Genomic DNA, 24,233 nt, shown 5'->3' on the forward strand with positions numbered 1-24,233 from the left:
TTAAGTTATTCCGTGGGTATTGACAAGAATGAGGCTCAGGTTCAAATTATAACTAGACTTAATTGGTAGCACCAAATTAATAATGTTAATAACTAAAGGATAAAATATGATTACGCTTAAAGGTATTACTTGGAACCATACTCGTGGCTTTACTCCTATGGTGGCAACGGCTCAACGTTTTGAAGAGTTGAATCCAGATGTACGTATTGTTTGGGAAAAACGTTCACTCCAAGCTTTTGCTGATGAACCCATTGATCAGTTAGCTGAACGCTATGATTTACTGGTCATTGATCACCCATGGGCTGGATTTGCTGCAAAAACGGGTGTAATTGAAGCTTTAGATAATATTTTGCCAAGTGAGTTTTTAGCGGATCAGGCGGAACACTCGGTCGGCTACTCTCATGAAAGTTATTCTTACAATGACCAGCAGTGGGCCTTAGCTATGGATGCAGCAACACCTGTAGCCTCTGCTCGTATGGATCTCTTGACGGCAAATAGTTTTACTATGCCACAAACCTGGGATGACCTAATGGCCGTGGCTAAAAAAGGTATGGTGGCAGTGCCTTCTATTCCACAAGATACGTTAATGAATTTTTATATGCTTTGTTGTACTTTGGGTGAAGACCCTTGCGTACAAGCTGATAAAGTCGTTAGTGATGAGGTGGGAATTACAGCGTTAGAAATGTTGCGTGAGTTGTCTAGTTATTTGGATCCTGATTGCTTTGACTGGAATCCAATCAAAGTTTACGAAGCGATGACTCAAACCGATAAATTTGCTTATTGCCCATTCGCTTATGGTTATTCTAATTATGCGAAACCAGGTTATGCACGTAAAATTTTAAAATTCTCAGATACAGTGGATTTGAATGGTAATGGACGTTTAATTACAACTATTGGTGGTACAGGTTTCGCGGTTTCCGCGAAATGTCAGCATAAAGATATTGCGGCGCAGTATGCCACCTTTGTTGCTAACCCTGAAATGCAAGCCAACTTCTTTATTGAATTTGGTGGTCAGCCAGGCCATCGTTATGCTTGGGAAAGTGAGTTTGCTAATAAAACATCAAATCAATATTTTACCGATACTTTGCCGACTCTTGAGCGTGCTTACCTTCGTCCACGTTATGCAGGCCATATGTATTTCCAAGATAATGCTGGGGCTCCGATTCGTGAGTATTTAATGAAAGGTGGTGATGCTAAAGCACTACTTACACGATTGAATCATTTGTATGTCGAATCTAAAGGAATCAAATAATGAAACTTCCTCTTGAGGGCATCACAATCCTTGAGTTTAGCCAATATATGGCAGGTCCTTATGCTGGACTGCGTCTAGCTGATCTCGGAGCGAGAGTGATTAAAGTCGAGCGCCCAAAGTATGGTGACGCTTGTCGCCAATTAGTGACTAAAAACATGAAGGCGGGAGATGATAGCGTTCTATTTCATACCGCGAACCGTAATAAAGAGTCTTTTCAAGCAAATTTAAAGGATCCTGCGGATGTTGAAATTGTCAAAAAATTAATTGGGAAAGTAGATGTTATTACCCATAACTTTCGGCCTGGGATTATGGAACGCTTAGGCTTAGATTTTGATTCAGTGAAAAACCTGAACCCTAAATTGATTTATGCTGAAATTAGTGGCTATGGCACAGAAGGCCCGTGGCGGAATAAACCAGGTCAAGATCTTCTGGCGCAAGCTTTATCTGGCTTAACGTGGCTTACGGGAAACAAAGAGCAAAACCCGATCCCATTTGGTGCTGCTGTGGCTGACATGGTTTGTGGATCAAATTTAGTTCAAGCCATTCTTGCTGCTCTAGTACGCCGTAACCGCAAAGATATCGGTGCTAAAATTGAGATCAGCTTAATCGAATCAATTTTAGATTTTCAATTTGAAGGTTTAACCGCTTATTTGAATAAACCTGAGTTGAAACCGCAGCGTAGCCATATTGCTAATGCACATACTTACCTTGGAGCTCCTTATGGAATATACGGGACTCAAGATTGGTACATTGCATTAGCTATGGGTTCTATGGCGGAATTGTCTCAATTATTGGATTGCCCACAATTAAGTCAATATACCACAGACAATCGTTATTTCACTGAACGTGATGAGGCTAAAGCAGTGATTGCTGAGGTACTGAAAACCAAAACGACAGCGGAGTGGTTGAGTATTTTAGAGCCTGCAGGCTATTGGTGTTCAGATATTTATGATTATAAGAAACTGATGGCGAGTAAAGGGTATCAAGCACTACAAATGGAACAACAAGTTGTCAGAGGTGAAGAGATCAAACTGATAACAACGCGTTGTCCAATTCGCATAAATGGCCAACGTCTAACGAGTGATAAAGCTGCCCCAGTGTTAGGCAGTGGAAATGCCAGAATAGGAAAGGAGTTTGGACTATGAATTTTCCCTTAGAGGGAGTGACGGTTTTGGACTTCACTCAATTATTGTCTGGCCCATTAGCCACTCTTCGACTTGCTGATCTTGGTGCGCGTATCATTAAAGTTGAGCATAAAGATAAAGGCGATTTATCGCGTTCACTGTACGGTGAGTCAGTAGAACTTTGTGGTGATTCTGCTTTTTTCCAAGCGATAAACCGTAATAAAGAAAGCTTAGAGCTGAATTTAAAAGATCCTCAGTCATTGGAGTTTGTGTATCAACTTGTGCAGCAGGTGGATGTGGTGACACATAATTTTAGACCGGGAGTAATGCAACGTCTTGGGTTAGATTATGAGATCTTAAAACAACATAATCCCAAATTAATTTATGCGTCTGTTTCTGGTTATGGAGCGGATGGTCCATTGGCTAGTAAGCCAGGACAAGATTTGTTAGTTCAAGCTATGTCAGCGTTCGTATGGCAATCAGGTAACGATGAAGATGGTCCAGTTCCTGTTGGGTTGGCGCTCGCAGATATGTTCGCGGGTGGCCAATTAGTTCAAGGTATTTTAGCTGCTTTAGTTAGTGGAGAGAGTACTGAAGTGGAAGTCAGCATGTTGGAAGCTATGTTAGATTTTCAGTTTGAACCCTTAACCCTCTTTTATCAAGATGGTGGCCAACCCGTTGTACGAGGAGATGTAAATGGGGCACACCCATTGGTTGCCGCTCCCTATGGCCTGTATCAAACACAAAATGGCTTTATGGTGTTAGCCATGGGGTCAATTAGCAAGTTGGCCGAATTGCTTGAGAGTGATGCCTTGGCACAATTCGATGATCCTACTCAATGGTATCCACAGAGAGATAAAGTGAAGCAAGTATTGAAAAATTTATTGCTTACCAATACTACTCAGCATTGGTTGTCGATTCTTGAACCGGCTGATATATGGTGTGCTGAAGTGCTCGATTGGCAGCAAATGCTGCAACATGATGGCTTTAAGGTATTAGATATGCTGCAAACAGTGGAGTGCGGCAATGGGCAAATGTACCAAACAACACGTTGTCCAATTCGTATTGATGGTGAGGTTTTTAAATCAGAAGTCGGTGCGCCTGTACTCGGCCAACATAATCACTTATTGCAACAAGAATTCAGCTACAAGTTGGAGTCTAATTATGAGCAATGACAATTGGATACAATATAGCCGCCAAGATAAAGTGGGAGTCATTACGTTAAATCGCTCACCAGTGAATGCGTATAACTTTATTTTTCATCAACAATTAAATACATTATTGACTGAGGTAGAGCAAGATGAACAAGTGAATTGCGTGATCTTTCGTAGTTCTTCTGAAAAGTTTTTCTGTGCTGGTGCAGATATTAAGGAGTTTCAAGCTAACTCTACCAAAGCTAATCAGCAGATGGTGGATATGGCACGAGCTAATTTAGCCTTACTTGATCAGAGTAAAAAAATCTACATTGCAGAGGTGGCGGGGCATTGCATGGGAGGCGGTTTAGAGATTGCCTTAGCGTGTGATTTTCGTTTCGCTGCAGAAGGAAGTTATTTAATTGGTATGTCTGAAATTAAACTAGGTTTGATTCCGGGGAATGGCGGAACACAACGATTGGTGAGACTGATCGGCAAAGTGAAAGCGTTAGAACTGTTATTGACTGGAGATAATATTTCACCGCAAACCGCTCACCAATTAGGCTTGCTGAACTGTCTTCACCCTAAAGCCGAATTAGCACAAGTAACGCTGGATTTTGCGCTTAAATTGGCTTTTGGCCCCGCGTTAGCGAATGCAGCGACCAAGCAAGCAGTCTCAGTCGGTGCAGAGCTATCGTTGGCTGATGGACTCAAGCTAGAGCACCAGCTTGCTGATGCATTATGCCATTCTCAGGATGCCAAAGAAGGGTTTGTGGCCTTTGTCGAGAAACGGACTCCGGTGTATTGCGGTAAATAGCAATTACTTCAAGTCTGTTGAGGATAAGTGTAAACTGAGTCGAAAGGCTCAGTTTTTTTATTAGTAGGTATCCTTTGTTGACGGCCACAGAAGACATTATTGATTTATTGGGAAAAAAAATTGTTCAAGGTGAATTTGTTCCTTATGAAAAATTACCGACTGAACGTGATCTAGCCGTTCAATACGGTGTTGCTCGTGGGCGAGTTAGAGAAGCGTTACGTGGATTGGCTATGGCGGGGCTGATTGAGATTAAACGTGGGAGTGGTACCTTTGTACGTCATCCAGACCAATGGGTAGATTCTCTGACAGTACGTTGGGCATTTGGAGGTACAGATTCTTCAATGGAAGATCTGTTGGATGTTCGTGATGTACTGGAAAAAGGCATTTATGAGCAAGCTTATGATTTATGTAATAATTTGGATTTAGAGAATATTAATGCCAAGTTAGATGATATTTATGCTGCGTCTTCGCAATCTAATCCAGTATTTGCGGACTCATTAGATGCTTTTGATCTTCAATTGGCACAAATTTCAAGAAACGTACTTTTTTTGCGATTGTTTCAGATGCTATTAATTTTAAGACGTCAAAAAGTAGAGCATATCTTAAGTGTTAAAGGTAGCCGAGAGCAAAGTCTGCAATTACGTGAGCAACTTTATTGGAGTTTTAAAAATCGAGATAAAGAACAAGCTTTAATGGCGATAGATACATTTTTTGCCAAAGCAAAGAGTTTTGCCCAAGCATTGAAATAATTGAGATGAAACAAACACAGCTTTTAGGCTGTGTTTGTATTTCAGATATCTATAGAAATAACATGTTTTACTTGTAATCCCAGTAAATGGTCCGTTTTTGTAAGTAGTTCTCTAGCCCATGAATACCGTCTTCACCACCTGTACCACTGCGTTTATGTCCAGAATGGTATCCTTGAACGTACCCTACAATTTGTTTGTTAACAAAGATGGTGCCGACTTCAAAGTGATTGAATGCGTGCATTATCTTATTAATGTCTTGAGTATAAAGATAACCAGAAAGGGCATCTTCACGATCATTGGCTATATCTAAAGCTTCTTCATAACTAGAAATGCGGATAATAGGCATCACAGGTGCAAAGAGCTCATGTTTAACAACTGGCATATCACGGGTTACTCCGGTGAGAATGGTAGGTTCAAACCAGAATCCTTTTTCGAATTCAGCACCACTTGGTCGGCCCCCACCAACAATAGCTTCTGCGCCTTGCTCAATCGAAGCCTGTACCAATTTTCCCACTCTATCTAAACCTTGTTGAGTTACACTGGGCCCCATATTGACGTCAGACATAGGATTACCAATAGTGATTTGTCGAGTTTTCTCTGCGACTTTTTGAATGAACTCATCGGCAACTTCATCTTCAACTAAAACCATTTCATTACAGATACAGACTTGCCCACAGTTAGCAAAGCGTGAGGTAACAGCAGCCTGAGCCGCTTTTTCAATATCTGCATCTTTGAGTACAATAAATGCCGCTTTCCCACCGAGTTCAAGTACAAGACCTGCAACGTTATCCGCCGCAGATTTATAGATTGCTTGTCCTGCTTGTGTGCTACCAGTTAAAGAAATAAGACGGGTGAGTGGGTGTGTTACTAAGTGTGAGCTTACTTTAATACCGGAACCACTAACTAAATTAATAACACCAGCAGGAATACCTACGTCATCGACTACTTTACAAAATTCTACAGCGGTGACAGGAGTCGCTTCATGCGCTTTAAGCACAATGGTATTTCCGGTGACTAAGGCTGGGCCCACTTTACGCCCAATCAGAGCAAGAGGGTAGTTATAAGCACATAGACCCAAACAGACACCATAAGGAACTTTCGTGATCATTAACTGCTCATTTGGGTTATCTGAAGGGAAAATTTCACCTTGAATACGACGAGCGGCTTCTGCAGAGTAAGTTAAATAATTTAAAGTGTCGTCAAATTCTCCATAAGCTTCTGCTAAGGTTTTACCTTGTTCAATAACTAATAAATGTGCAAAATGATCACGCTTAAGCTTTAAAGCCTCTACTAATTTGAAAATATAGTGTCCACGTTGAATAGCAGGTAAAATTTGCCATGCTTTTTGAGCTTTATGAGCTGACTCAAGCGCTAGATTGACTTCTATCTCTGTACAATCAGGAACTTTAGCCCAAACTTCTTCTGTGGCTGGATTTACCACATCAAAAGTCTGGTGATTGGATGAATCTAACCAAGATCCATTTATATAGCAGGGGTAATAGGTGATCGAAGAGCTCATTTCAATATCCTTTCTCAATAAATGATAACTGAATATTACCTCCATTATTGGTGGTACCAATTTTGGGGTTGGCAAAATGTGCTGGAGATCATATATAAATTTTAAATTTATATGGAAATTAGCTTTTAGAGCAGAGGTCTGAATATATAAACATTATCCAGCCCTCTTTTTATTATCAGATCAAATACCGCATTAAACTTCAAACAGCGACATTCTTACTTTTTAGGCAACTATCTCACATTACTAACCCAAATGCGGTAGGAAGGGCCATCGAAATAGCGGGTACATACGTTACTAACATTAAAATCATAAAAATAACGATGAAGAATGGGATTAGCGGTTTAATAATGGAATCAATCCCAATGCCACTCACTTTACAGCCAGTAAAAAGTATTGGACCGACAGGTGGAGTAATTGTACCCAACGATAAGTTGAAGATCATTAAAATACCAAACTGAATTGGATCCATTCCTAAATCCATACAAATAGGTAAAAATATAGGGGTGAAAATTAATACCGCCGGTGTGGGATCCATGAATGTGCCGATAAACAATAAAACAATATTGATAATGAGTAATATCAAAATAGGATTGTCAGTGAGTAGTAATAACCCATCTGCGATCATGCTTGGTATTTGGGTAAATGCCATCACCCAAGACATGATTGAAGAGGTGCCAATCATAAAGATGACAATGGCAGTCATTTTAGCTGTATTTAAAAAAATAGTAGGTAAGTCTCTTAACTTTAATTGTCGATAACCAAAGCCGAGTATCATTGAGTACACTACTGCAATTGCTGAAGCTTCGGTTGCAGTAAATATTCCACCAAGAATACCACCAATGACAACTACAATTAGAGATAAGCTAGGTAGTGCTGCTATTGTAATTTCGATACATTCTTTGAGTGATAATGAGCTTTTACCCACATAACCAAGACGTTTACCCATAATAGCGGCAACGACCATAATTCCCAACCCCCATAAAATCCCAGGGACATAGCCACCGATAAATAACGCAGATACGGATACAGAGCCAGCTACCGTTGCATAAACAATTAAAGCGTTAGATGGAGGGATCAACATCCCTGTTGGGGCTGAGGCGATATTCACTGCGGTAGTAAATTTTGGATCGTAACCTTCTTTTTTTTGAATGGGTGCCATAACACCGCCAACAGCAGCACAAGAAGCTACACCGGAGCCACTGATGGAACCAAATAACATATTTGATACCACATTGGTTTGAGCTAAAGGAGCAGGAAAAAAATTACTAATTATTTTAGAAAAGTTAATGAGTCTTATGGCGATTCCACCATTATTCATAATATTGCCGGCTAATATAAAAAATGGAATGGCTAATAAGGCAAATGAATCTAATCCAACAAACATACGTTGTGCGGAAGTTGTCAATGCTCCCTGATAAGGCAAAATACAAGTCATAGCAGCAAAGGAAGATATTCCGACAGCAATAGCAATGGGCGCGCCTAAGACCAGCAATAAAAATACTCCGATGAACATGACCAGTGAGGCCATTAATGTTAAATCCATTATACTACTTCCTTATCATTAACCAGCGCATTCAGTAATTTCATTTCATTGAATACAAAGTAAAAAAAGATCAAGCCACCGGATATGGGGATTGCAGCATAAATAGTCCCCATTGGGATCTGCAGAGCTGAGTCAATTTGCCACATTTGGCGAGCTGCACTGCTATAACCGCCAGATATCATGACAGTATAAGCAAAAATAACAGTGACGAGTTCGATGACCATTTCGATAATTATTCGAGTTTTTTTATTAAATTTTTCTTTGATGAAAGTGATTGCCATATGCTCCCTTAGACCAAAAACATAAGCAGCCCCAAATAAAATAAGCCAAATAAAAAGATAGCGAGACAGTACTTCACTAAATGCACTTGGACTATTGAAAATGTATCGAATAATGACTTGATAGGTAACAAGTATCGTCATGCTACCCACTATAGAGATCAGGAACCATGAGACGCACTGATCTACGGTGTTTTTGAGCTTATTTAATCGCTGAATAAAACTGTTGAAATTTTTGTTCATATTGTTGTCCCAGAAAAAGAGGGTCAGTCATGTCCTGACCCTCATGATGGACTTACTGTAAAGACGTGATTTTTTCGAATATTTCTTTTTGTTGAGGTGTTTTGATCAGCTCATTTTGTAATGGTTTACAACTGTCTACAAACGGTTGGATATTCACGGTATTGAATTTCGCGCCTTTTGCTTTAGCTGCTTCTATCGACACCTGGATCTGATCTTTCCATAATTTAAATTCTGACTTTACGCTATCTTTTGCTAGCTTTTTAAATAGGTCACGATCTTCTTTTGACATACTGTCTAAAAATGTCGTACTTGCTACTACCAAGTCAGGAACCATTAAATGCTGTGTTGCAGAGTAATAACCAGCCACTTCATATTGTTTTAAATCGTAATAAGTAATTTCACTATTTTCAGCGCCATCAAGAACACCTTGTTGAATAGCTGAGTAAACTTCACCTTGCCCCATCGGAACGCCTTGGCCTCCCATACACTCTAAAGTTTTGATCATAGTGTCTGATTGCATGACCCGAATTTTTTTGCCTTTCATATCAGCAATCGTATTTACGGGACCGGCTTTCGAGTAAATTGAGCGAGCACCGCCAGTATAGGCCGCGACAATTTCAAAGCCCATTTTGGTCGTTTCTTGAAAAAGGTCATCTAATACACCTGATGTGAATACTTTTTCCTGATGATCATAACCCGTATATACATAAGGAAGGCCAATTATGCTGAAGTTTTTATTGTAGTTTTCAACTAATGGGTTGGCGACGATAGCCATTTGTATAGCACCATGTTGTACTAACTCTAAAGATGCACGTTGATCACCTAGAAGCTCATTTGGAAAAATAGATACTTTATAACGACCATCAGTTTCTGATTCAAATTTCTTACCAAATTCTGCAAGCGCGCGATATTGAGGGTGTTTATCAGACTGGTTAAAAGCGGCTTTAATTTCAGTTGCTGCTTGGGCTGATGATAGAAATCCAAGAGCTCCGGTTAAAGCGATAGTAAGAGGTAATAATTTTAAGTGTTTCATTGATATACTCCGTTATGGTATGAAATATTATTATTATTTGATTTATTTAATGGTATTCATATCAACAAAATCCATATCATCGAAAGTTTGATTTTCACCCAACATACCCCAAATAAAACTATAATTTTGAGTACCACAGCCTGAGTGAATTGACCAACTTGGTGATAAAATCATTTGATGATTTCTCATGACAACGTGACGTGTTTCTTCTGGTTCTCCCATCATATGAAATACAACTTGTTGAGGTTTTACGTCAAAATAGAAATAAGCTTCCATGCGACGTTCATGAGTATGTGGAGGCATCGTATTCCATACGCTGCCTTCTTTTAAACAAGTGACACCCATTGATAATTGACATGTTGGTAACACATCTGGATGGAGATATTGACGGATAATACGTTCATTTGAATGCACTTGAACGCCAAGATCGATGTAATTAGCTTCCGATTGTTTAATTACGCGGGAAGGATATTGATGATGGGCTGGTGCGCTAATGCAATAGAGTAGTGCTGGATTGTTAATATCTAATGAGCAAAATTCCACATTTTCAGTAGACATTCCTAAATATAGCCCATCTAAATAGTCTAAATTATAAGATTCGCTTTTGGTTTTTACTTGTGCCTTTCCACCTAAATTTATCAATCCAAACTCACGGCGCTGTAGAAAGAAATCCACGCCAAAATCTTTATTATTTATGAATTTATCGAGTTCTAAATCCTCATTCTTTGGTAATACACCTAAAATAACAATTCGGTCAATATGACTATATACAGAAACAATATCATCCTCTTTGAACATCGTTTCCGTTAGGTATTCATCTCGTAATCGCTCGGTATCATATGCCCTAGAGTCTCTAGGGTTGTTATTATAATTGACTTTCATATTGTCCCTTTTATTAATCACTAGATGTCTATCTGACTAGTTAAAGCATTTAACCAGTGAATGATTCTTGAAGTTAACAAACAAATACTCATACGTGTAGTGACTATAGTCACAGTTCTAATACCAATTATTTGAGTTTGGTATGGTATGTTTCTTTTTGTTTACCAGATCACATTCTATTTTTATATGTAATGTGAGGGTTTAGTTTTTGTTTTCTTGTTTATAATTGGATCTTTCTTTTTAAGGTGTTGATTATTAAGAAGGTTTGTTGTGATATTTGGTTTGCCAATTGTGGGTGGGTTGTTAGGGGTATATATGAGGTGTTTGTGGTTTAATTCCGTCTTATTGTGAATTTATATTTATATATGAATTTATAGCGAGAAAAAAGCTCTGGAAGTATAGCTCTCCAGAGCTGATTGAATAATGGATTTACCAGTTTTGAATGCTACCGTCCATGCGAATCAAATGAGGGCATTCCCAATTAGCTGACTTCCCTTCTTTTAACATATCTTCATTAACTTCAATACCTAAACCTGGGGTTTCAGGAATTTCGTAACAGTTTCCGATTAGTTTGGGCTGTATTGGAAATAGTTCAGGATTATCATAACCAAGGTTTTCAATTGGAGATACTCTACTTTCAACCCAAGCGAAGTTAGGAATTGCCGCAGCAAAATGAACGGATGCTGCAGTACAAATTGGTCCTAGTGGGTTGTGTAGCATTAAATCTATGTAATGAGCTTCACTCCAACCTGCAACTTTCATCGCTTCTGTAAAACCACCCACATTACATATGTCCAGACGATTATATTGTAAGATTCCACGCTCTATATAAGGTAAGAATTGCCATTTTGACGAGAATTCTTCACCAATCGCAAAAGGAACATCAGTCAAGCTTCTTAATTGTTCATAAGCTTCAGGAGTTTCATCCCTGATAGCTTCTTCTAAAAAGTCTAATGTGCCTCTTGGAAGTTTCTGGCAAAAAGATGCAGCTTCTGCAACAGATAAACGATGATGAAACTCCAGGCCAATAACAACATCATTGCCTAACTGTTTGCGTGCATCAATAAGTAAAGGAATGGTTTTTGCTGTTGCTTCAATCGGTTCCCACTCTAAAATTCCTTCCATTGCGTAATCAATGCCATGACCCACAAATCGGATACAATCCCAGCCAAGCCCTTTTATTTTGAGGGCTTTTTCAAGCATGGCTTCATGTGTATCATTTGGCACAGTAGCGAAAGCTTTGACTTTACTTCTTTGCTTACCTCCTAGAAGTTGATAAACAGGGACTCCAAGAAATTTACCTTTAATGTCATGTAAAGCTATATCAATAGCAGATATAGCTGCTGTTGTGACTCGGCCACCTTCAAAATAATGAGAACGATAACACTCTTGCCATATTCTGCCTGTGTTCATTGGATCTTGACCAACAAGGAAGTGAGAGAATTGTTCAATAAGTTGGGCTACTGTTCGTTCTCGGCTCGATAAGCCAGACTCTCCCCAGCCGTAATACCCATCATCTGTTTCAATTTTCACTAGCAGCTGATCTCTGATCCCAACTTGAATAATATAAGGTGTGATTTTTGTTATTTTCATATTTACCTACTCTTTATTATCTGAAATTCGTTCAACTTTACCGATTAAGAATATGTATGAGAGAGCGCCTATAATGCTTAAAGTGCAAATAAACACGAGTGGATAGAAAAAACTATCATTTCCGGCTAAATATCCAATTACGGCAGGGGTGATAACAGCTGATAGTCCTCCAACAAAATTAAATACACCACCAGTTAAGCCAATTAGGCGTTTTGGAGCGAGTGAAGAAACAAGTGACCAAGTGATAGAGGCTAACCCTGTTGCAAAGAACGCAATTGACATAAAAGTAACAACCATTGTGGTTGATTGGAAAAACTCTGCACCAATGATACTACTGGTTAATACAAGGCCTGTGATAATAGGGAGTTTTCTGGAAACGGCAAGACTGAAACCTTTACGTAATAAAAAATCTGAAGTGAAGCCAGAACATAGTACGCCTAAGAATCCACATAGGAATGGTAAAGAGGCCATAAAACCTGCTTTGATGAATGACATGTTATGGTATTCAACTAAATAAGTAGGGAACCAGGTAAGGAAAAAAATAGTGGCACTGCCAAGAGCAAATTGACCAATACATAAGCCAATAATTTTTCTACGCGTACAAATATATTTTAAATCAACCCAAAATGAACTTTTATCAATAATATTATTTTTTGATGTTGAATTTTCAATATTGTTTTCTACGAGAGCACCGTTGTCACTTAAGTATTTAATTTCACTTTCAGAGATTGTAGGGTGTTCTTTGGGCTCATGATAAGTAAAAAAGTAAACTATAGCCCAAATAAGTCCAATCCCACCTGTTACAATGAAAACCATATGCCATGAATAGTGTGTAATTATCCAACCAAGTACTGGAGCAAAAAAAGCAAGGCCAACAAATTGGGCTGAAGTATATACAGCAATTGAAGATGCTCTTTCATTTTCTGGAACCCAAGAGGTTACGATTTTATTATTTATAGGATAGCTTGGAGCTTCAAACATGCCAATAATAAAGCGTAAGGCAACTATAAGGAAAAAACCAGAAGCAAAACCGATAAAAATAGTCGCAATAGACCAAGAAATTAAAATGGTGGTTAAAAAATATTTTGGTTTAAACTTATCTACTAACCATCCTGCTGGTATTTGAAATAAAGCATATGACATTCCCCAAGCTGAGAATAACCATCCAATTTGCTCTTTTGTTAAAGATAGTTCTTCCATCATAGCTGGAGCGGCGATAGATAAATTTACACGATCTAAATAGTTAATTATTACTGTAATAAACAAAAGAAAGATAACGAAGAATCGTTTTCTCGTTATTGGTTTGTCTTTTATTTCTATAGAGGCTGTATTTGATGATTCCATGGGTTATCCCTTTTTATATTGGTGGTATTGGCTTTATTATATTCACGTTAATTTAAGTGTGATCTATTTATCATTTGTTATCCATAATGTTTATTTTTCGGAATGTGGGATTTTAAAGTAAATTCATTATCAAACTTATAGTTTTTATTTTAATGGGTTGTTTGGTTATTATGACTATAAATATTAAGGATTTTGTGATCTAGACACAGTTCTATAAATATGACGTAATAGTTCCACATTGTGGGAGGTTTTCTTTGTTCCCACCATGTGGGATAGTGGGTTGTAAAATTGGAACCATGATAAAGATCACATTATAAGAGAAATGAACATGCAAGGATTGTTCTAACTTGGTAGGGAAAATATATATGAATGGAAATCAAGCATTACTTAAAGCATTTGTTGTAATAGATGCTATTGCCGATGGTCATCGTCACTTAAAAGGAATTTGTGAATATACCAATTTACCTAAATCTACCGTTCATCGAATATTACAAGGCTTGATTTATGCTAGATATGTACGAGAAGTTCATGGTATAGGCTTGGTGTTAGGTACAAGGATGATTCAATTAGGGATTCAAGCACAAGAAGATATGCCTTTAAAAGAAATAGCAAAACCGTATTTAAGAGAATTATCATCTTTAACGAAAGAAACGGTTCATCTAGGTATTAAAGATGAAGATGAAGTGTTTTATTTGGATAAGATTCCTGGAGAGCGACATATCCAAATGCGGTCCAAAGTAGGAGATAGGTTACCAATGGCGGCAACAGGTGTTGGGAAAGCTTTAATGCTCGATATGCCGAAAACTGAGTGGCAAAGACTTATCTCTACACAAACAAATCATGAAGTAAATTCATTGATGGATAGGATGTATGAATACTCTCGTAAGGGATATAGCTATGATTTAGAAGATAATGAAGATCTCGTTCGTTGTGTTGCTGTCCCTATTAGAAATAAGTATGGAAATATTATTGCCGCGATATCTGTTACAAGCGTTAAAGAATACATGCCAGCATCAAGAATGATGGAACTAAGAACTATTATTTCTGAATTTTGTCATAAGATTTCTAATGATTTAAACTAATGCCTATATTTTGGTTTTTTATTTTTCGATATTGTTTATTATTTTTGTTAATCTAAGGTGTACAAATGAAAGAGGTACAATGGTTAATTATTGATTGGGGAACAACAAATTTTAGAGCATTTGCTATAGGTCTTAATGATGAATTATTAGATACTATAGAGCTGAAACGTGGATTGCTTAATATTAAAAGAGAAGATTTTCAATCTGAGTTAAAAAATATTCTTAGTCGTTGGTTATCAAATTATCATGATTTACCTATATATATGGCAGGAATGGTGGGTTCAGCTCAAGGCTGGGTAAATGTGCCTTATGTTGAGACGCCTGTTCTTATCAATGATCTGATTAATAATAGGATTGAATTGGATCTTCCATGGGGATCTACCGCATATTTTATTCCAGGAATTAGTTATGAACGGAAAGATGGATGTTTTGATGTTATGCGGGGGGAGGAAGTCCAGTTATTTGGATTACAGAGTCTTCATCAGGAAAAAAACTGTATAGCTATTTTCCCAGGTACTCATAGTAAGCATATAGTTATTATTAATAATAAAGTTGAATGTTTTTCAACATTTATGACGGGAGAGCTATATTCTATACTCTCTGAATATTCAATTTTGGGTAAAGAATTGCCTGAACAAATATCATCAACTTTTGCTTTTAAAAAAGGTATTAAAGATAGTGGGGGCTCTGATTTTACAAGTAAATTATTTCTTGTTCGAACTAATAGGTTATTCTCTATTTTGAAAGAACATGAGGTTCTAGAGTATCTTTCTGGTTTATTGATAGGCCAAGAGTTAAAAACTTTAAAGTCTGAGAGTGTTTACTTAGTCGGAGGAGAATTATTATGTCAACGTTATGCACAAGCATGTGAAATTTTGAATATAAAAACGACTATTTTAAGCGGAGATGAAGCCTTTCTTACAGGAATGTTTCAAATTAAAAAGGTAATGACTAATGAGAAATCAAAGCTTCAACTTATGTGAACATTTACCATTGATTGCAATAATTCGTGGTATAAAGCCTAATGATGCCGTGAGAATTACTCAGATCTTGATAGATGAGGGCTTCACGATGATCGAAGTTCCATTAAATAGCCCTGATGCATTAAAAAGTATAAAACTTTTAGTTAATGAATTCGGTGAAGATTATTTAATTGGAGCTGGTACTGTGACTACAGCATCCTTAGCGAAGGATGTCATTCAAGTAGGTGCAAGTTTGGTTGTGACTCCTAATGTCAATGAAGAAGTTATTAAGATTTGCGTAGAAGCGGGGTGTGTAACTCTTCCCGGAGTTATGACACCAACAGAAGCGTTTTCAGCTTTGGCGGCTGGAGCTACAGGATTAAAGCTTTTCCCCGTATCTGTTATAGGGTTAAATGGTTTTAAGGCATTGAAATCAGTGATTCCAAATGAAACAGCTTGTTTTCCTGTTGGTGGGATTAATCCAACGGTAGAAAGTATGAAACCATATCTTGAACTAGGTGCGTCAGGTTTTGGGCTAGGTGCTTCTTTATACCACCCTGAACTCACTGATGAAGAGGTTCGTATGAACGCTAGATCTTTTATTGATAACTACAAGTTATCTCTATCATAAAAAGTAAAAAGAAGAACTTTAATAAACTCACTATTTTCAATAAAAGCCCTCAGCCATTTGAGGGCAACGCTATAAATTACTTTTCTATAGGCTTAAAAACTCGAACCCAATCAACTAATGTTTTATTTTTACCACTAGTATCCGCTAAATCTGAATCTGTTGGGTCATTTGTCCACCAGGATTGAAGTTCCATATTGATAATGATATCCGCAGGTTTATAAAATCCTTTACCATTTTGATAGTTTAGTGGATCGATTACGGATGCAGGAGATTGTTCACTTGCTGCTTTTAAAGTATTAAAGTCAAAATCATTTGTGCTTTTCGCATAAATATCGACATTTTGATAACCCTCTATAACTAGATTATTATCACTATCAACTTTAGGATATGAGTAAACCCATTCACCATATTGTTTGGTTGCAAATGCATTATTGTAAACGACACGAACTAGTTCACCATTGATATAATACTCAAAATGATAAGGGTTTACCCAATTGACACCAATTTGGATGTATTGGCGATTTCCACCATTCCATCCATATTCCCCCCAACTGTTAAAGCCACTGATATCACTTTTCCACCAGCTATTTTCGTCTCTTGGTTGGTAGTCTTGAAAAGGTTCTCGAATAAAAGAGTGGTGACTCAAATGAATCATTTTCGAAAAGTAGTCATTTCCATTATCAGCCCCTGCATAAGCTTCTAAAATATCAATTTCTTGTGTGTCATCAGGGCTTAATAACCAAACTGCAGAGGCCAAAGAAATATCAGCTAAACTCACGCTTGCTTCAACAAATACGGGATACTGAACTTGTTGATGTGAAGATATACACCCGGCTGTGACACCTGGTTTATTTTGTTTATCGGTACGACTATTTCGAGAGACACTTATTTCTAGGTTGCCATTTTGGACGGCTACATGATCTTCTTGCCAATAAGTTGCCCCAGGGCCATCCCATTCTTGATGGTAAAAATTATACCATTTATTATTTTTATCTCCCCCAAAATTGGACCGATTTGAGGTGGCTGAAAATGTATATTCAAAGTCATCAGATAAGTCACTATCTTTTACCCATTGCTTATCTTCTCCTGGATAAGCAGGGATAGGAAGGGCTGAAAGATTACTTGGATCATAACTTTGATCTTTATAACCAAAACGAGAAATATCTGTAATTTTAGTAATTGATCGTGAACCTGGTTTACTAATAGTTACGCCATTATTATTCGTTATTGGTTCAGGACTTGAATTATTATCACTGTTTCCTCCTGAGCTATTACATCCAAATAAAACTAATGTGATCATTGATAATGTAAATGATTTTTTCATGTTCCCTCAATTGTATTGCGTGATCCTTATTGTTCAATGTATCGCCACATTACTGTTTGAGCCAATTTAGATGTTTATATCTGTGATCGGTGTATACGTTTTCATTTGTTGGTTGTTAATTATGCTGCGTAGGGGGAAGTGATTAAGGAAAGGGCCTTTATAACAGAATACAAAGGCTACTGAAGCTTATTGATTAAGTTTACTGATGTCTCTAACAGATGAGCGTTTGACAATAGTCGGTACAAAAATGGTTGTATCTGGTTTAGCTTCTATTTTATTTGCTAATTTCAGAGCCAAACAAGCTGCTTTTTCTGCCATCATTTGAATGGGATATCGAACGGTGGTCAGTTTAGGGTTTAAATATTTAGAAATCAGGCTGTTATCAAAACCAATTATTGATATATCAGTTGGAATGGTGAAATTATTTTCTTCTAATACAGACAATGTACCTGCAGCCATGTGATCGTTATATGCAGCAATTGCTGTTATTGGTAAACCTTTTGCTAAAAGGTTAGTAATGGCAAGTTCACCACCTTCTTCATCGGGACTTCCATATTCAATATAAGTTTCTGAAGCTGTAAGGTCGTTATCCTGTAAAGCTTGTAGGTAGCCGGCTTTACGTTGTTCGGTATCTTCAATATCATGGTTAGAGCAAATATAGCCTATATGCTTATGGCCATTTTTTATTAACAACTCTGTGGCAAGGTAAGAGCCTCGGTGGTTATCTAAGGCAATACATCTATCTGATATCTCTGGTATAAATCGGTTAATTAACACCATGCCAGGCGCTTCGCGAGCAAAACCTAATAGCTCATCACTACTCAAACTTTTACTGTGTATTACAAGAGATTCACAGCGGTTATTTATAAGTAACTCAATGACTTCTCTTTCTTTTTTTGCGGAGTGGTATCCATTCCCAATGAGTAGATGCTTACCTTTTTGGCATGCAATGGTATCAATTGCTTTTACCATTGAACCAAAGAAAGGATCTGATACATCACCAACTAAAACGCCCATGGTTTGAGTTGATTGACTAACTAAAGCTCTCGCTGCCGCATTCGGTCTATAACCCAATTTTTTCATCGCTAATGTAACTGATTCAATCGAAGCTTTACTCGCTTTAGGAGATTTATTGATGACTCGAGAAACGGTTGCAATTGAAACATTTGCTTCTTTTGCGACGTCTTTAATTGTAGACATAGTTTTCGTTGCTTTTTTGGATGGATATTAGATTAGTATTTTACACTTTTTTTCGTTTAAAGGTGTGAAATAGGTAGATTTTTGAGGAAGGAAATGCCGAAACATAATGAGTTCCGGCATTGTGTTTGTCAATTATTTAACTTCATATTCGTTGAGTTTATCCCAATCAAAAGTGACGCCAATGCCAGGCTCATCAGATGCGACTGCTCTAAAGTTATTTACAACTAAAGGGCGAGTTGTATATTGGTCAATTGGGAAGCTATGAACTTCTAACCAACCTTTCTCGTAAGCAGATACTAAGCTCACATGTAATTCCTGCATTCCATGACTACAAACTGGAATTTTATGTTGAGTTAAAAGATCTGCTGCTTGCAACCAACCCGTGATACCACAGCAATTTGAAGCATCTGGTTGACAATATCCAAGTTTTGCTTGATCAACAGCGTATCCGAATTCATGAATGGTATGTAAATTCTCACCCATTGCGAGTGGGATAGAAGTATTGTCTGCAATTTCAGCAAAGCCTTTATAATTATCAGGAAGTGTTGGCTCTTCAAACCAAGTGATATCATATTGCTCAACTTGTTTAGATAACCAAATAGCATCTTCGATACTTAATGAATAGTTGGCATCTATCATAAAAGTAATGTCGGGACCAATTAACTCGCGTACTGCTTTAATACGAGCAATATCTGCATTGAGATCTTTTTGACCAATTTTTATTTTTACTGCATTAAAGCCTGAATCTAGATAGCCTTGAATACTGTCTAATAATTTAGGTAACGGAAAGGCAAGGTCAATCCCTCCACAATATGCTTTACAAGTATTGTCTTTACCTCCCGCCATTTTCCATAAAGGTAGATTTTCTCTCTTACCTTTTAAGTCCCATAACGCAATATCGATAGCTGAGACTGCAAATGATGCAATTCCACCACGACCCACATAATGTAAATGCCATTCCATAAAATCAAAGATATCTTCAATATTACAAGCATCTTTACCTTGTAATACTTCAGCTAAATCATGGTCGATCATTGCTTTTATCGCAAATCCGCCTTTTCCACCAGTATAGGTATAACCGGTACCTTGAGAACCGTCTTCTAATGTGATGGTTGTGGTGATTAATTCGAAGTGAGTGTGATCTCCATGTTTTGCATCAGTTAAAACTTCTGCTAAAGGAACATGAAAGAGCTTGGTATCAATACGTTTAATGTGAGTATTCATTTATTACCTTTTCAAATAATGTATTTTATTCATAAGTGATTAATTGGTTGACCTTTGTGTGGGAGCCAAAACAAAAGGCAATCAAGAGAAACTGTTATCAAATGGTAACTTTAATAGTTGAAATTTACTCTCACCTTTATTTTCGGTCAACCAAAAAACCAATGATTGTTAGTGTTTGATCACAAACTTCATAATTTCTTATAACTTGATTTTTTGTTTTTTACTTAAAAATCAACAGACTGCATTGATGCACTCATAATTGGTTGGCCAATTTGTTTGCTTTGGTTGGTTTTTGTGTGGAAATTTGTATCCCACAGGTGTATAAATTATGCATTGGTCATTGATAATGAAGGCTTGAAAATGATTTTACAAACAACGTATGACAAAAGTGAAATGGATACCCGCATTGTCCATATTGGATTCGGTGCATTTCATCGTGGACATCAAGCAGTTTATAACGATTTAATGAATGAAAAACTTGCTCAAGATGGTAAAGCGACCTGGGGAATTGGTGAAATTAATTTATTTGGTGATTCCACTATCACTGATTATATGATTGATTATTCAAATAATTTTACAGTTGTTGAAACGAGTGCTGAACAAACTACTTCTCGTCTTGTTAGAACTATTACGGAAGCTGTACATGCACCGAAAGACGGTATTCAACCTGCAATTGATATGTTATGTAAAAGCTCAGTTAATGTGGTTACGTTAACCATTACTGAAAAAGGTTATTGTGCCAACATGCAGACTAGAAAGCTAGATATGCAGAATGAGCTGATTCAATATGATTTGAATAATATTGACACACCAAAATCAGCTATTGGTCTGCTGACACTCGCAATTAAGCGTAGAAGGGAATTGGGCTTAAAGCCATTTACTATTCTATCGTGTGACAATATCTCAGAAAATGGCGTTTTATTAGGTGATGCTGTTATTGATTTCTCGACGGAATTAGATCCTGAATTAGCTAAATTTATAAGAGATGAAGTCAAATTCCCATCAAGTATGGTTGACCGTATTGTTCCCGCTATTACTGAAGAATCATTAGATTTAATTGAATCAGAAACGGGTAGAAGAGACTTGACTGGTATTGTTTGTGAAGAGTTTCGTCAATGGGTTATTGAAGATCAATTTGTAGGTGAAAAACCAGATTGGCACTTAGCTGGTGCGACATTTACGAATGATGTTGCTATTTACGAAGAAATGAAATTAAGGATGCTTAATGGTTCTCATACGTTTCTTTCATGCATGAGTCAATTGATGGGAATTACTTATATTTTCGAAACAATGCAGCATTCCCAATTGCGGGCAGTTGTAAGAAAAATGATGATTGAAGATCAAGCTGCCTCTTTATCTCCTAAATTAAATGAGAACTTGGAAGAATACGCTGATTTATTGTTACATCGCTTTAGTAATGAAAATGTACGTCATATGACGGCACAGATTATTCAAGATAGCTCTCAAAAAATAGTACAGAGAGGGATTGAACCAATTCTTGAGTTATTTAATCGTGGGAAAATAGCTAAATACACACCAGCAATGATTGCGGCTTGGATGCAATATGTTTCTCAAAACGAAACATTTATTGATCCACTACAAGAAAAAATAAGATTGACATTAAATGATGCGCAAAGTGCAGAAGAAAAGTTTAATAAATTAATCAACTTAGAAGATGTTTTTCCTACATCTTTAATTAAAAATAATGAATTATTGGAAGTCATCCGAAATATGTTTATGACTATTGAAGAAAATGGTACGGAAGGCTTATTAAATACTTTATTGGAGACAAAATAATGAAAACACTTATCTTAACTGAACCAAATAAAATTGAATATGTAGAACGTAGTCAACCAAAAGCAGCTCCTGATGAAGTCCTGCTAAAAATTAACTCTGTTGGCATTTGCGGTACTGATATTCATGCATACACAGGTAATCAACCCTTCTTTAGCTATCCGCGCGTTTTAGGACACGAGATTTGCGGTACTGCAGCTCATTTAGGTGAGGAATGTTCAAAGATTGAACAAGGTGAACGTTATGTTGTGATTCCTTGTGTACCTTGTGGTGAGTGTCCTGCCTGTCATGATGGCAGAACGAATTGTTGTGAAAGTGTTTCTCTTTATGGTGTACACCAAGATGGTGGGTTTTCAGAATATCTTGCGGTAAAAGAAAACAACTTAGTGAAAGTTCCACAAGGTGTTGATTCTTCAGCTGCTTCAGTAGTCGAGTGTTTTGCAATTAGTGCACATGCGTCGCGTCGTGCAGATATTAAAAATGATGAAAATGTACTTGTTGTTGGTGCTGGCCCTATTGGTTTAGCCGCAGCTGCCATTGCAAAGGCGGAAGGCGCAAATGTAGTTGTTGCTGATATCGATGCATCTCGTAGAGCTCATATTGAAACAAGTGTTGGAGTTAAATCTATTAACCCAATGGAAGAAAATTACGTTGATAATTTAAGCGAAATGTTTGGTGGTGTTCTTGCTGATACGGTAATGGATGCAACGGGTAATAAGCACTCAATGTCTAAATCGGTTGAATTGATTAGACATGGTGGAAAGATTGTTTTCATTGGTTTATATATTGGTAATTTAGAGCTAGATGATCCAACGTTCCATAAAAAAGAAACAACATTATTAAGTAGCCGAAATGCAACAATTGAAGATTTTGAAACAGTGTTGAGTTTAATGGCTGATAAAAAAATATCTGCAGATATGATGATTAATAAATCTTTCGATTTTGGAACAGTTGGTAATATTTACAGCACTGAAGTTGTAAGTAATAAAGAAATGATTAAAGGCGTAATTAATTTTTAAGAGGATAATAAAATGTCAATGAAACGTATAGATGCAAGCCGCTTAAAATCTTTGGTCATTTCAAAATTAAGTAATGCAGGTCTAGATGAAAAGACATGTGATCAAGTTGCTGATGTATTGATTCATGCAGACCGTACCGGTGTACATTCACATGGTGTGATGCGAGTTGAGCATTACTGTACACGATTGAATGCTGGTGGATTAAATAAAAACCCAAACTTCTCAATAGAGCAAATTTCACCGTCTGTTGCTGTATTTGATTCTGATGATGGAATGGGACATTCAGCTTTAATTGCCGCGACTAACCACGGTATCGAATTAGCAAAAGAAACGGGTGTTGGTTTTGTTAGTGTAAAAAACACATCACATTGTGGAGCGCTTTCTTACTTTTTAGAGCAAGCTACATCTCAAGGTCTGATTGCGATTGCGATGACCCAAACGGATACTTGTGTTGCTCCATATGGTGGAGCGGAACGCTTCTTGGGTACTAATCCTCTTGCCTTTGGATTTCCTGTGGAAGGTTCAGATCCAATGATTGTTGACTTTGCTACAAGCGCTACAGCATTTGGTAAGCTATTACATGCAAAAGAAACAGGTTCTAAAATTGGCACTGGTTTAGCTATTGATAAAGATGGGAATGAGACAACAGATCCTAATAAAGTGGAAAATCTTTTGCCATTTGGTGGGCATAAAGGTTCTGGTATTGCTTTGTCTATCGATGCTTTAACTGGTGTGCTGATGGGAGCAAACTTCTCAAATCATATCGTTCGTATGTACGGCGATTACGATAAAATGCGTAAACTAGCCTCTCTTGTTATTGTTATTGATCCGAATAAATTAGGTAATGCTTTATTTGCAACTATGATGTTACAGATGGTGACCGAGCTAAGAGCTGTAAAACCTGTTCCTGGTCGAGAAAGCGTGTTAGCTCCAAATGATCCTCAAGTACAATATGCTAAAGATTGTGATGAAAATGGTGTTCCTATCGCTCCTGGCGTTTACGATTATTTGGTGAGTTAATATGATTATTGGAAGTGTAGATCGTTTAGACTTATTACAATGTGTTGATCAACCTATTGTGGCTTTAATTGAAGAAGCTATGGCTTTGGTTGATAAAGGTGAAATGGGTAAAATTGAATTATCAATGCCAGAATCATTTGTGATTATCACTGATGCTGAAACGAAGCCACTAAGTGATTGTAAATGTGAATACCATGATAAATATATGGATGTTCAAATATTGTTAGAAGGCAAAGAAATCATTGGTCACTCATTACAAAAACCAGATACTGATCATAAATTAGAAAATGATGTTGCCTTTATTGATGAGGTGAATTCTGAAAACTTTATTGAACTTTCTTCTAATGAGTTCGCAATTTTCCCACCAAGAGAATTGCACCGCCCATTATGTAAAGTTAATGACACAATGAAGATTAAAAAAGCAATTGTTAAGATCCCAATTAACTAATTTTTAGGGGTTGATAATT

The 24,233-nt window shown here is 37.3% G+C and carries 22 protein-coding genes; 12 read left to right on the plus strand and 10 right to left on the minus strand.

Annotation, left to right across the window (positions count from 1 at the left end; all coding sequences use genetic code 11):
• Positions 1 to 106: 106 nt before the first annotated feature.
• The 5 genes from L3V25_RS02105 (at position 107) to L3V25_RS02125 (ending at position 5,075) form a co-directional block, all read left to right on the plus strand.
• On the plus strand, positions 107 to 1,252 hold the full coding sequence (locus L3V25_RS02105; RefSeq protein ID WP_237293848.1) for an extracellular solute-binding protein: 1,146 nt from the start codon (positions 107 to 109) through the stop codon (positions 1,250 to 1,252).
• On the plus strand, positions 1,252 to 2,397 hold the full coding sequence (locus L3V25_RS02110) for a CaiB/BaiF CoA-transferase family protein (RefSeq protein ID WP_237293849.1): 1,146 nt from the start codon (positions 1,252 to 1,254) through the stop codon (positions 2,395 to 2,397). The genes L3V25_RS02105 and L3V25_RS02110 overlap by 1 nt, the downstream gene beginning before the upstream one ends.
• Positions 2,394 to 3,551, plus strand: coding sequence for a CaiB/BaiF CoA-transferase family protein (locus L3V25_RS02115; protein WP_237293850.1), 1,158 nt, complete (start codon positions 2,394 to 2,396; stop codon positions 3,549 to 3,551). The genes L3V25_RS02110 and L3V25_RS02115 overlap by 4 nt, the downstream gene beginning before the upstream one ends.
• Entirely contained in the window at positions 3,541 to 4,326 is a 786-nt protein-coding gene (locus tag L3V25_RS02120; RefSeq protein WP_237293851.1) for an enoyl-CoA hydratase/isomerase family protein, read from the plus strand. The genes L3V25_RS02115 and L3V25_RS02120 overlap by 11 nt, the downstream gene beginning before the upstream one ends.
• Before the next feature lie 77 nt (positions 4,327 to 4,403).
• Complete coding sequence (locus L3V25_RS02125) at positions 4,404 to 5,075, plus strand: GntR family transcriptional regulator (protein ID WP_237293852.1); 672 nt, start codon at positions 4,404 to 4,406, stop codon at positions 5,073 to 5,075.
• 67 nt (positions 5,076 to 5,142) lie between these two features.
• Here L3V25_RS02125 and L3V25_RS02130 read toward each other — a convergent pair whose 3' ends face one another.
• From L3V25_RS02130 to L3V25_RS02160, 7 genes are all read right to left on the minus strand, one after another.
• On the minus strand, positions 5,143 to 6,594 hold the full coding sequence (locus L3V25_RS02130) for an aldehyde dehydrogenase family protein (protein WP_237293853.1): 1,452 nt from the start codon (positions 6,592 to 6,594) through the stop codon (positions 5,143 to 5,145).
• A 235-nt stretch (positions 6,595 to 6,829) separates the two neighbouring features.
• Positions 6,830 to 8,137, minus strand: coding sequence for a TRAP transporter large permease (locus L3V25_RS02135; RefSeq protein ID WP_237293854.1), 1,308 nt, complete (start codon positions 8,135 to 8,137; stop codon positions 6,830 to 6,832).
• Positions 8,137 to 8,658: a TRAP transporter small permease gene (locus L3V25_RS02140; RefSeq protein WP_237293855.1), complete on the minus strand. Its 522-nt coding sequence runs from the start codon at positions 8,656 to 8,658 to the stop codon at positions 8,137 to 8,139. Before L3V25_RS02140 ends, L3V25_RS02135 begins: the two co-directional genes overlap by 1 nt.
• Before the next feature lie 52 nt (positions 8,659 to 8,710).
• Positions 8,711 to 9,691, minus strand: coding sequence for a TRAP transporter substrate-binding protein (locus L3V25_RS02145; RefSeq protein ID WP_237293856.1), 981 nt, complete (start codon positions 9,689 to 9,691; stop codon positions 8,711 to 8,713).
• A 42-nt stretch (positions 9,692 to 9,733) separates the two neighbouring features.
• Entirely contained in the window at positions 9,734 to 10,573 is an 840-nt protein-coding gene (gene kduI / locus L3V25_RS02150; protein WP_237293857.1) for a 5-dehydro-4-deoxy-D-glucuronate isomerase, read from the minus strand.
• Positions 10,574 to 11,002: 429 nt separating this feature from the next.
• The gene (locus L3V25_RS02155; RefSeq protein ID WP_237293858.1) at positions 11,003 to 12,166 is read right to left on the minus strand and encodes a mandelate racemase/muconate lactonizing enzyme family protein; all 1,164 of its coding nucleotides are present in this window, start codon (positions 12,164 to 12,166) and stop codon (positions 11,003 to 11,005) included.
• Between the two features lie 6 nt (positions 12,167 to 12,172).
• Positions 12,173 to 13,510: an MFS transporter gene (locus L3V25_RS02160; RefSeq protein WP_237293859.1), complete on the minus strand. Its 1,338-nt coding sequence runs from the start codon at positions 13,508 to 13,510 to the stop codon at positions 12,173 to 12,175.
• Between the two features lie 365 nt (positions 13,511 to 13,875).
• Between L3V25_RS02160 and L3V25_RS02165 the strand changes: the two genes are divergently transcribed.
• From L3V25_RS02165 to L3V25_RS02175, 3 genes are all read left to right on the plus strand, one after another.
• Positions 13,876 to 14,592 carry an IclR family transcriptional regulator gene (locus L3V25_RS02165; protein WP_237293860.1) on the plus strand — a complete coding sequence of 239 codons (717 nt, stop codon included), beginning with the start codon at positions 13,876 to 13,878 and terminating at the stop codon, positions 14,590 to 14,592.
• 65 nt (positions 14,593 to 14,657) lie between these two features.
• On the plus strand, positions 14,658 to 15,575 hold the full coding sequence (locus L3V25_RS02170; protein WP_237293861.1) for a 2-dehydro-3-deoxygalactonokinase: 918 nt from the start codon (positions 14,658 to 14,660) through the stop codon (positions 15,573 to 15,575).
• Positions 15,547 to 16,185 (plus strand): 2-dehydro-3-deoxy-6-phosphogalactonate aldolase, encoded by a 639-nt coding sequence (locus L3V25_RS02175; protein ID WP_237293862.1) that lies wholly within the window; start codon positions 15,547 to 15,549, stop codon positions 16,183 to 16,185. The genes L3V25_RS02170 and L3V25_RS02175 overlap by 29 nt, the downstream gene beginning before the upstream one ends.
• Before the next feature lie 76 nt (positions 16,186 to 16,261).
• On the opposite strand, the gene L3V25_RS02180 is transcribed toward L3V25_RS02175, so the two are convergent.
• The 3 genes from L3V25_RS02180 to L3V25_RS02190 all read right to left on the minus strand — a co-directional run bounded on the left by L3V25_RS02180 (position 16,262) and on the right by L3V25_RS02190 (position 19,933).
• Positions 16,262 to 17,509 carry a hypothetical protein gene (locus tag L3V25_RS02180; protein ID WP_237293863.1) on the minus strand — a complete coding sequence of 416 codons (1,248 nt, stop codon included), beginning with the start codon at positions 17,507 to 17,509 and terminating at the stop codon, positions 16,262 to 16,264.
• A 186-nt stretch (positions 17,510 to 17,695) separates the two neighbouring features.
• Positions 17,696 to 18,709 (minus strand): substrate-binding domain-containing protein, encoded by a 1,014-nt coding sequence (locus L3V25_RS02185; RefSeq protein ID WP_237293864.1) that lies wholly within the window; start codon positions 18,707 to 18,709, stop codon positions 17,696 to 17,698.
• Between the two features lie 132 nt (positions 18,710 to 18,841).
• Positions 18,842 to 19,933, minus strand: coding sequence for a mandelate racemase/muconate lactonizing enzyme family protein (locus L3V25_RS02190; protein ID WP_237293865.1), 1,092 nt, complete (start codon positions 19,931 to 19,933; stop codon positions 18,842 to 18,844).
• A gap of 360 nt (positions 19,934 to 20,293) precedes the next feature.
• Here L3V25_RS02190 and L3V25_RS02195 point away from each other — a divergent pair, with 360 nt between their 5' ends.
• From L3V25_RS02195 to L3V25_RS02210, 4 genes are read left to right on the plus strand one after another with little or no spacing between them, the layout of a single operon-like run.
• On the plus strand, positions 20,294 to 21,730 hold the full coding sequence (locus tag L3V25_RS02195; RefSeq protein WP_237293866.1) for a mannitol dehydrogenase family protein: 1,437 nt from the start codon (positions 20,294 to 20,296) through the stop codon (positions 21,728 to 21,730).
• Positions 21,730 to 22,746: a zinc-binding alcohol dehydrogenase family protein gene (locus L3V25_RS02200; protein WP_237293867.1), complete on the plus strand. Its 1,017-nt coding sequence runs from the start codon at positions 21,730 to 21,732 to the stop codon at positions 22,744 to 22,746. The genes L3V25_RS02195 and L3V25_RS02200 overlap by 1 nt, the downstream gene beginning before the upstream one ends.
• 12 nt (positions 22,747 to 22,758) lie before the next feature.
• Positions 22,759 to 23,766, plus strand: a complete 1,008-nt coding sequence (locus L3V25_RS02205) for an Ldh family oxidoreductase (RefSeq protein WP_237293868.1) — start codon at positions 22,759 to 22,761, stop codon at positions 23,764 to 23,766.
• Position 23,767: 1 nt separating this feature from the next.
• Positions 23,768 to 24,214, plus strand: coding sequence for a YhcH/YjgK/YiaL family protein (locus L3V25_RS02210; RefSeq protein ID WP_237293869.1), 447 nt, complete (start codon positions 23,768 to 23,770; stop codon positions 24,212 to 24,214).
• Positions 24,215 to 24,233: the final 19 nt, after the last annotated feature.

Origin of the sequence: Vibrio sp. CK2-1, from assembly GCF_021726515.1 — a bacterium.
Lineage (GTDB): Bacteria > Pseudomonadota > Gammaproteobacteria > Enterobacterales > Vibrionaceae > Vibrio.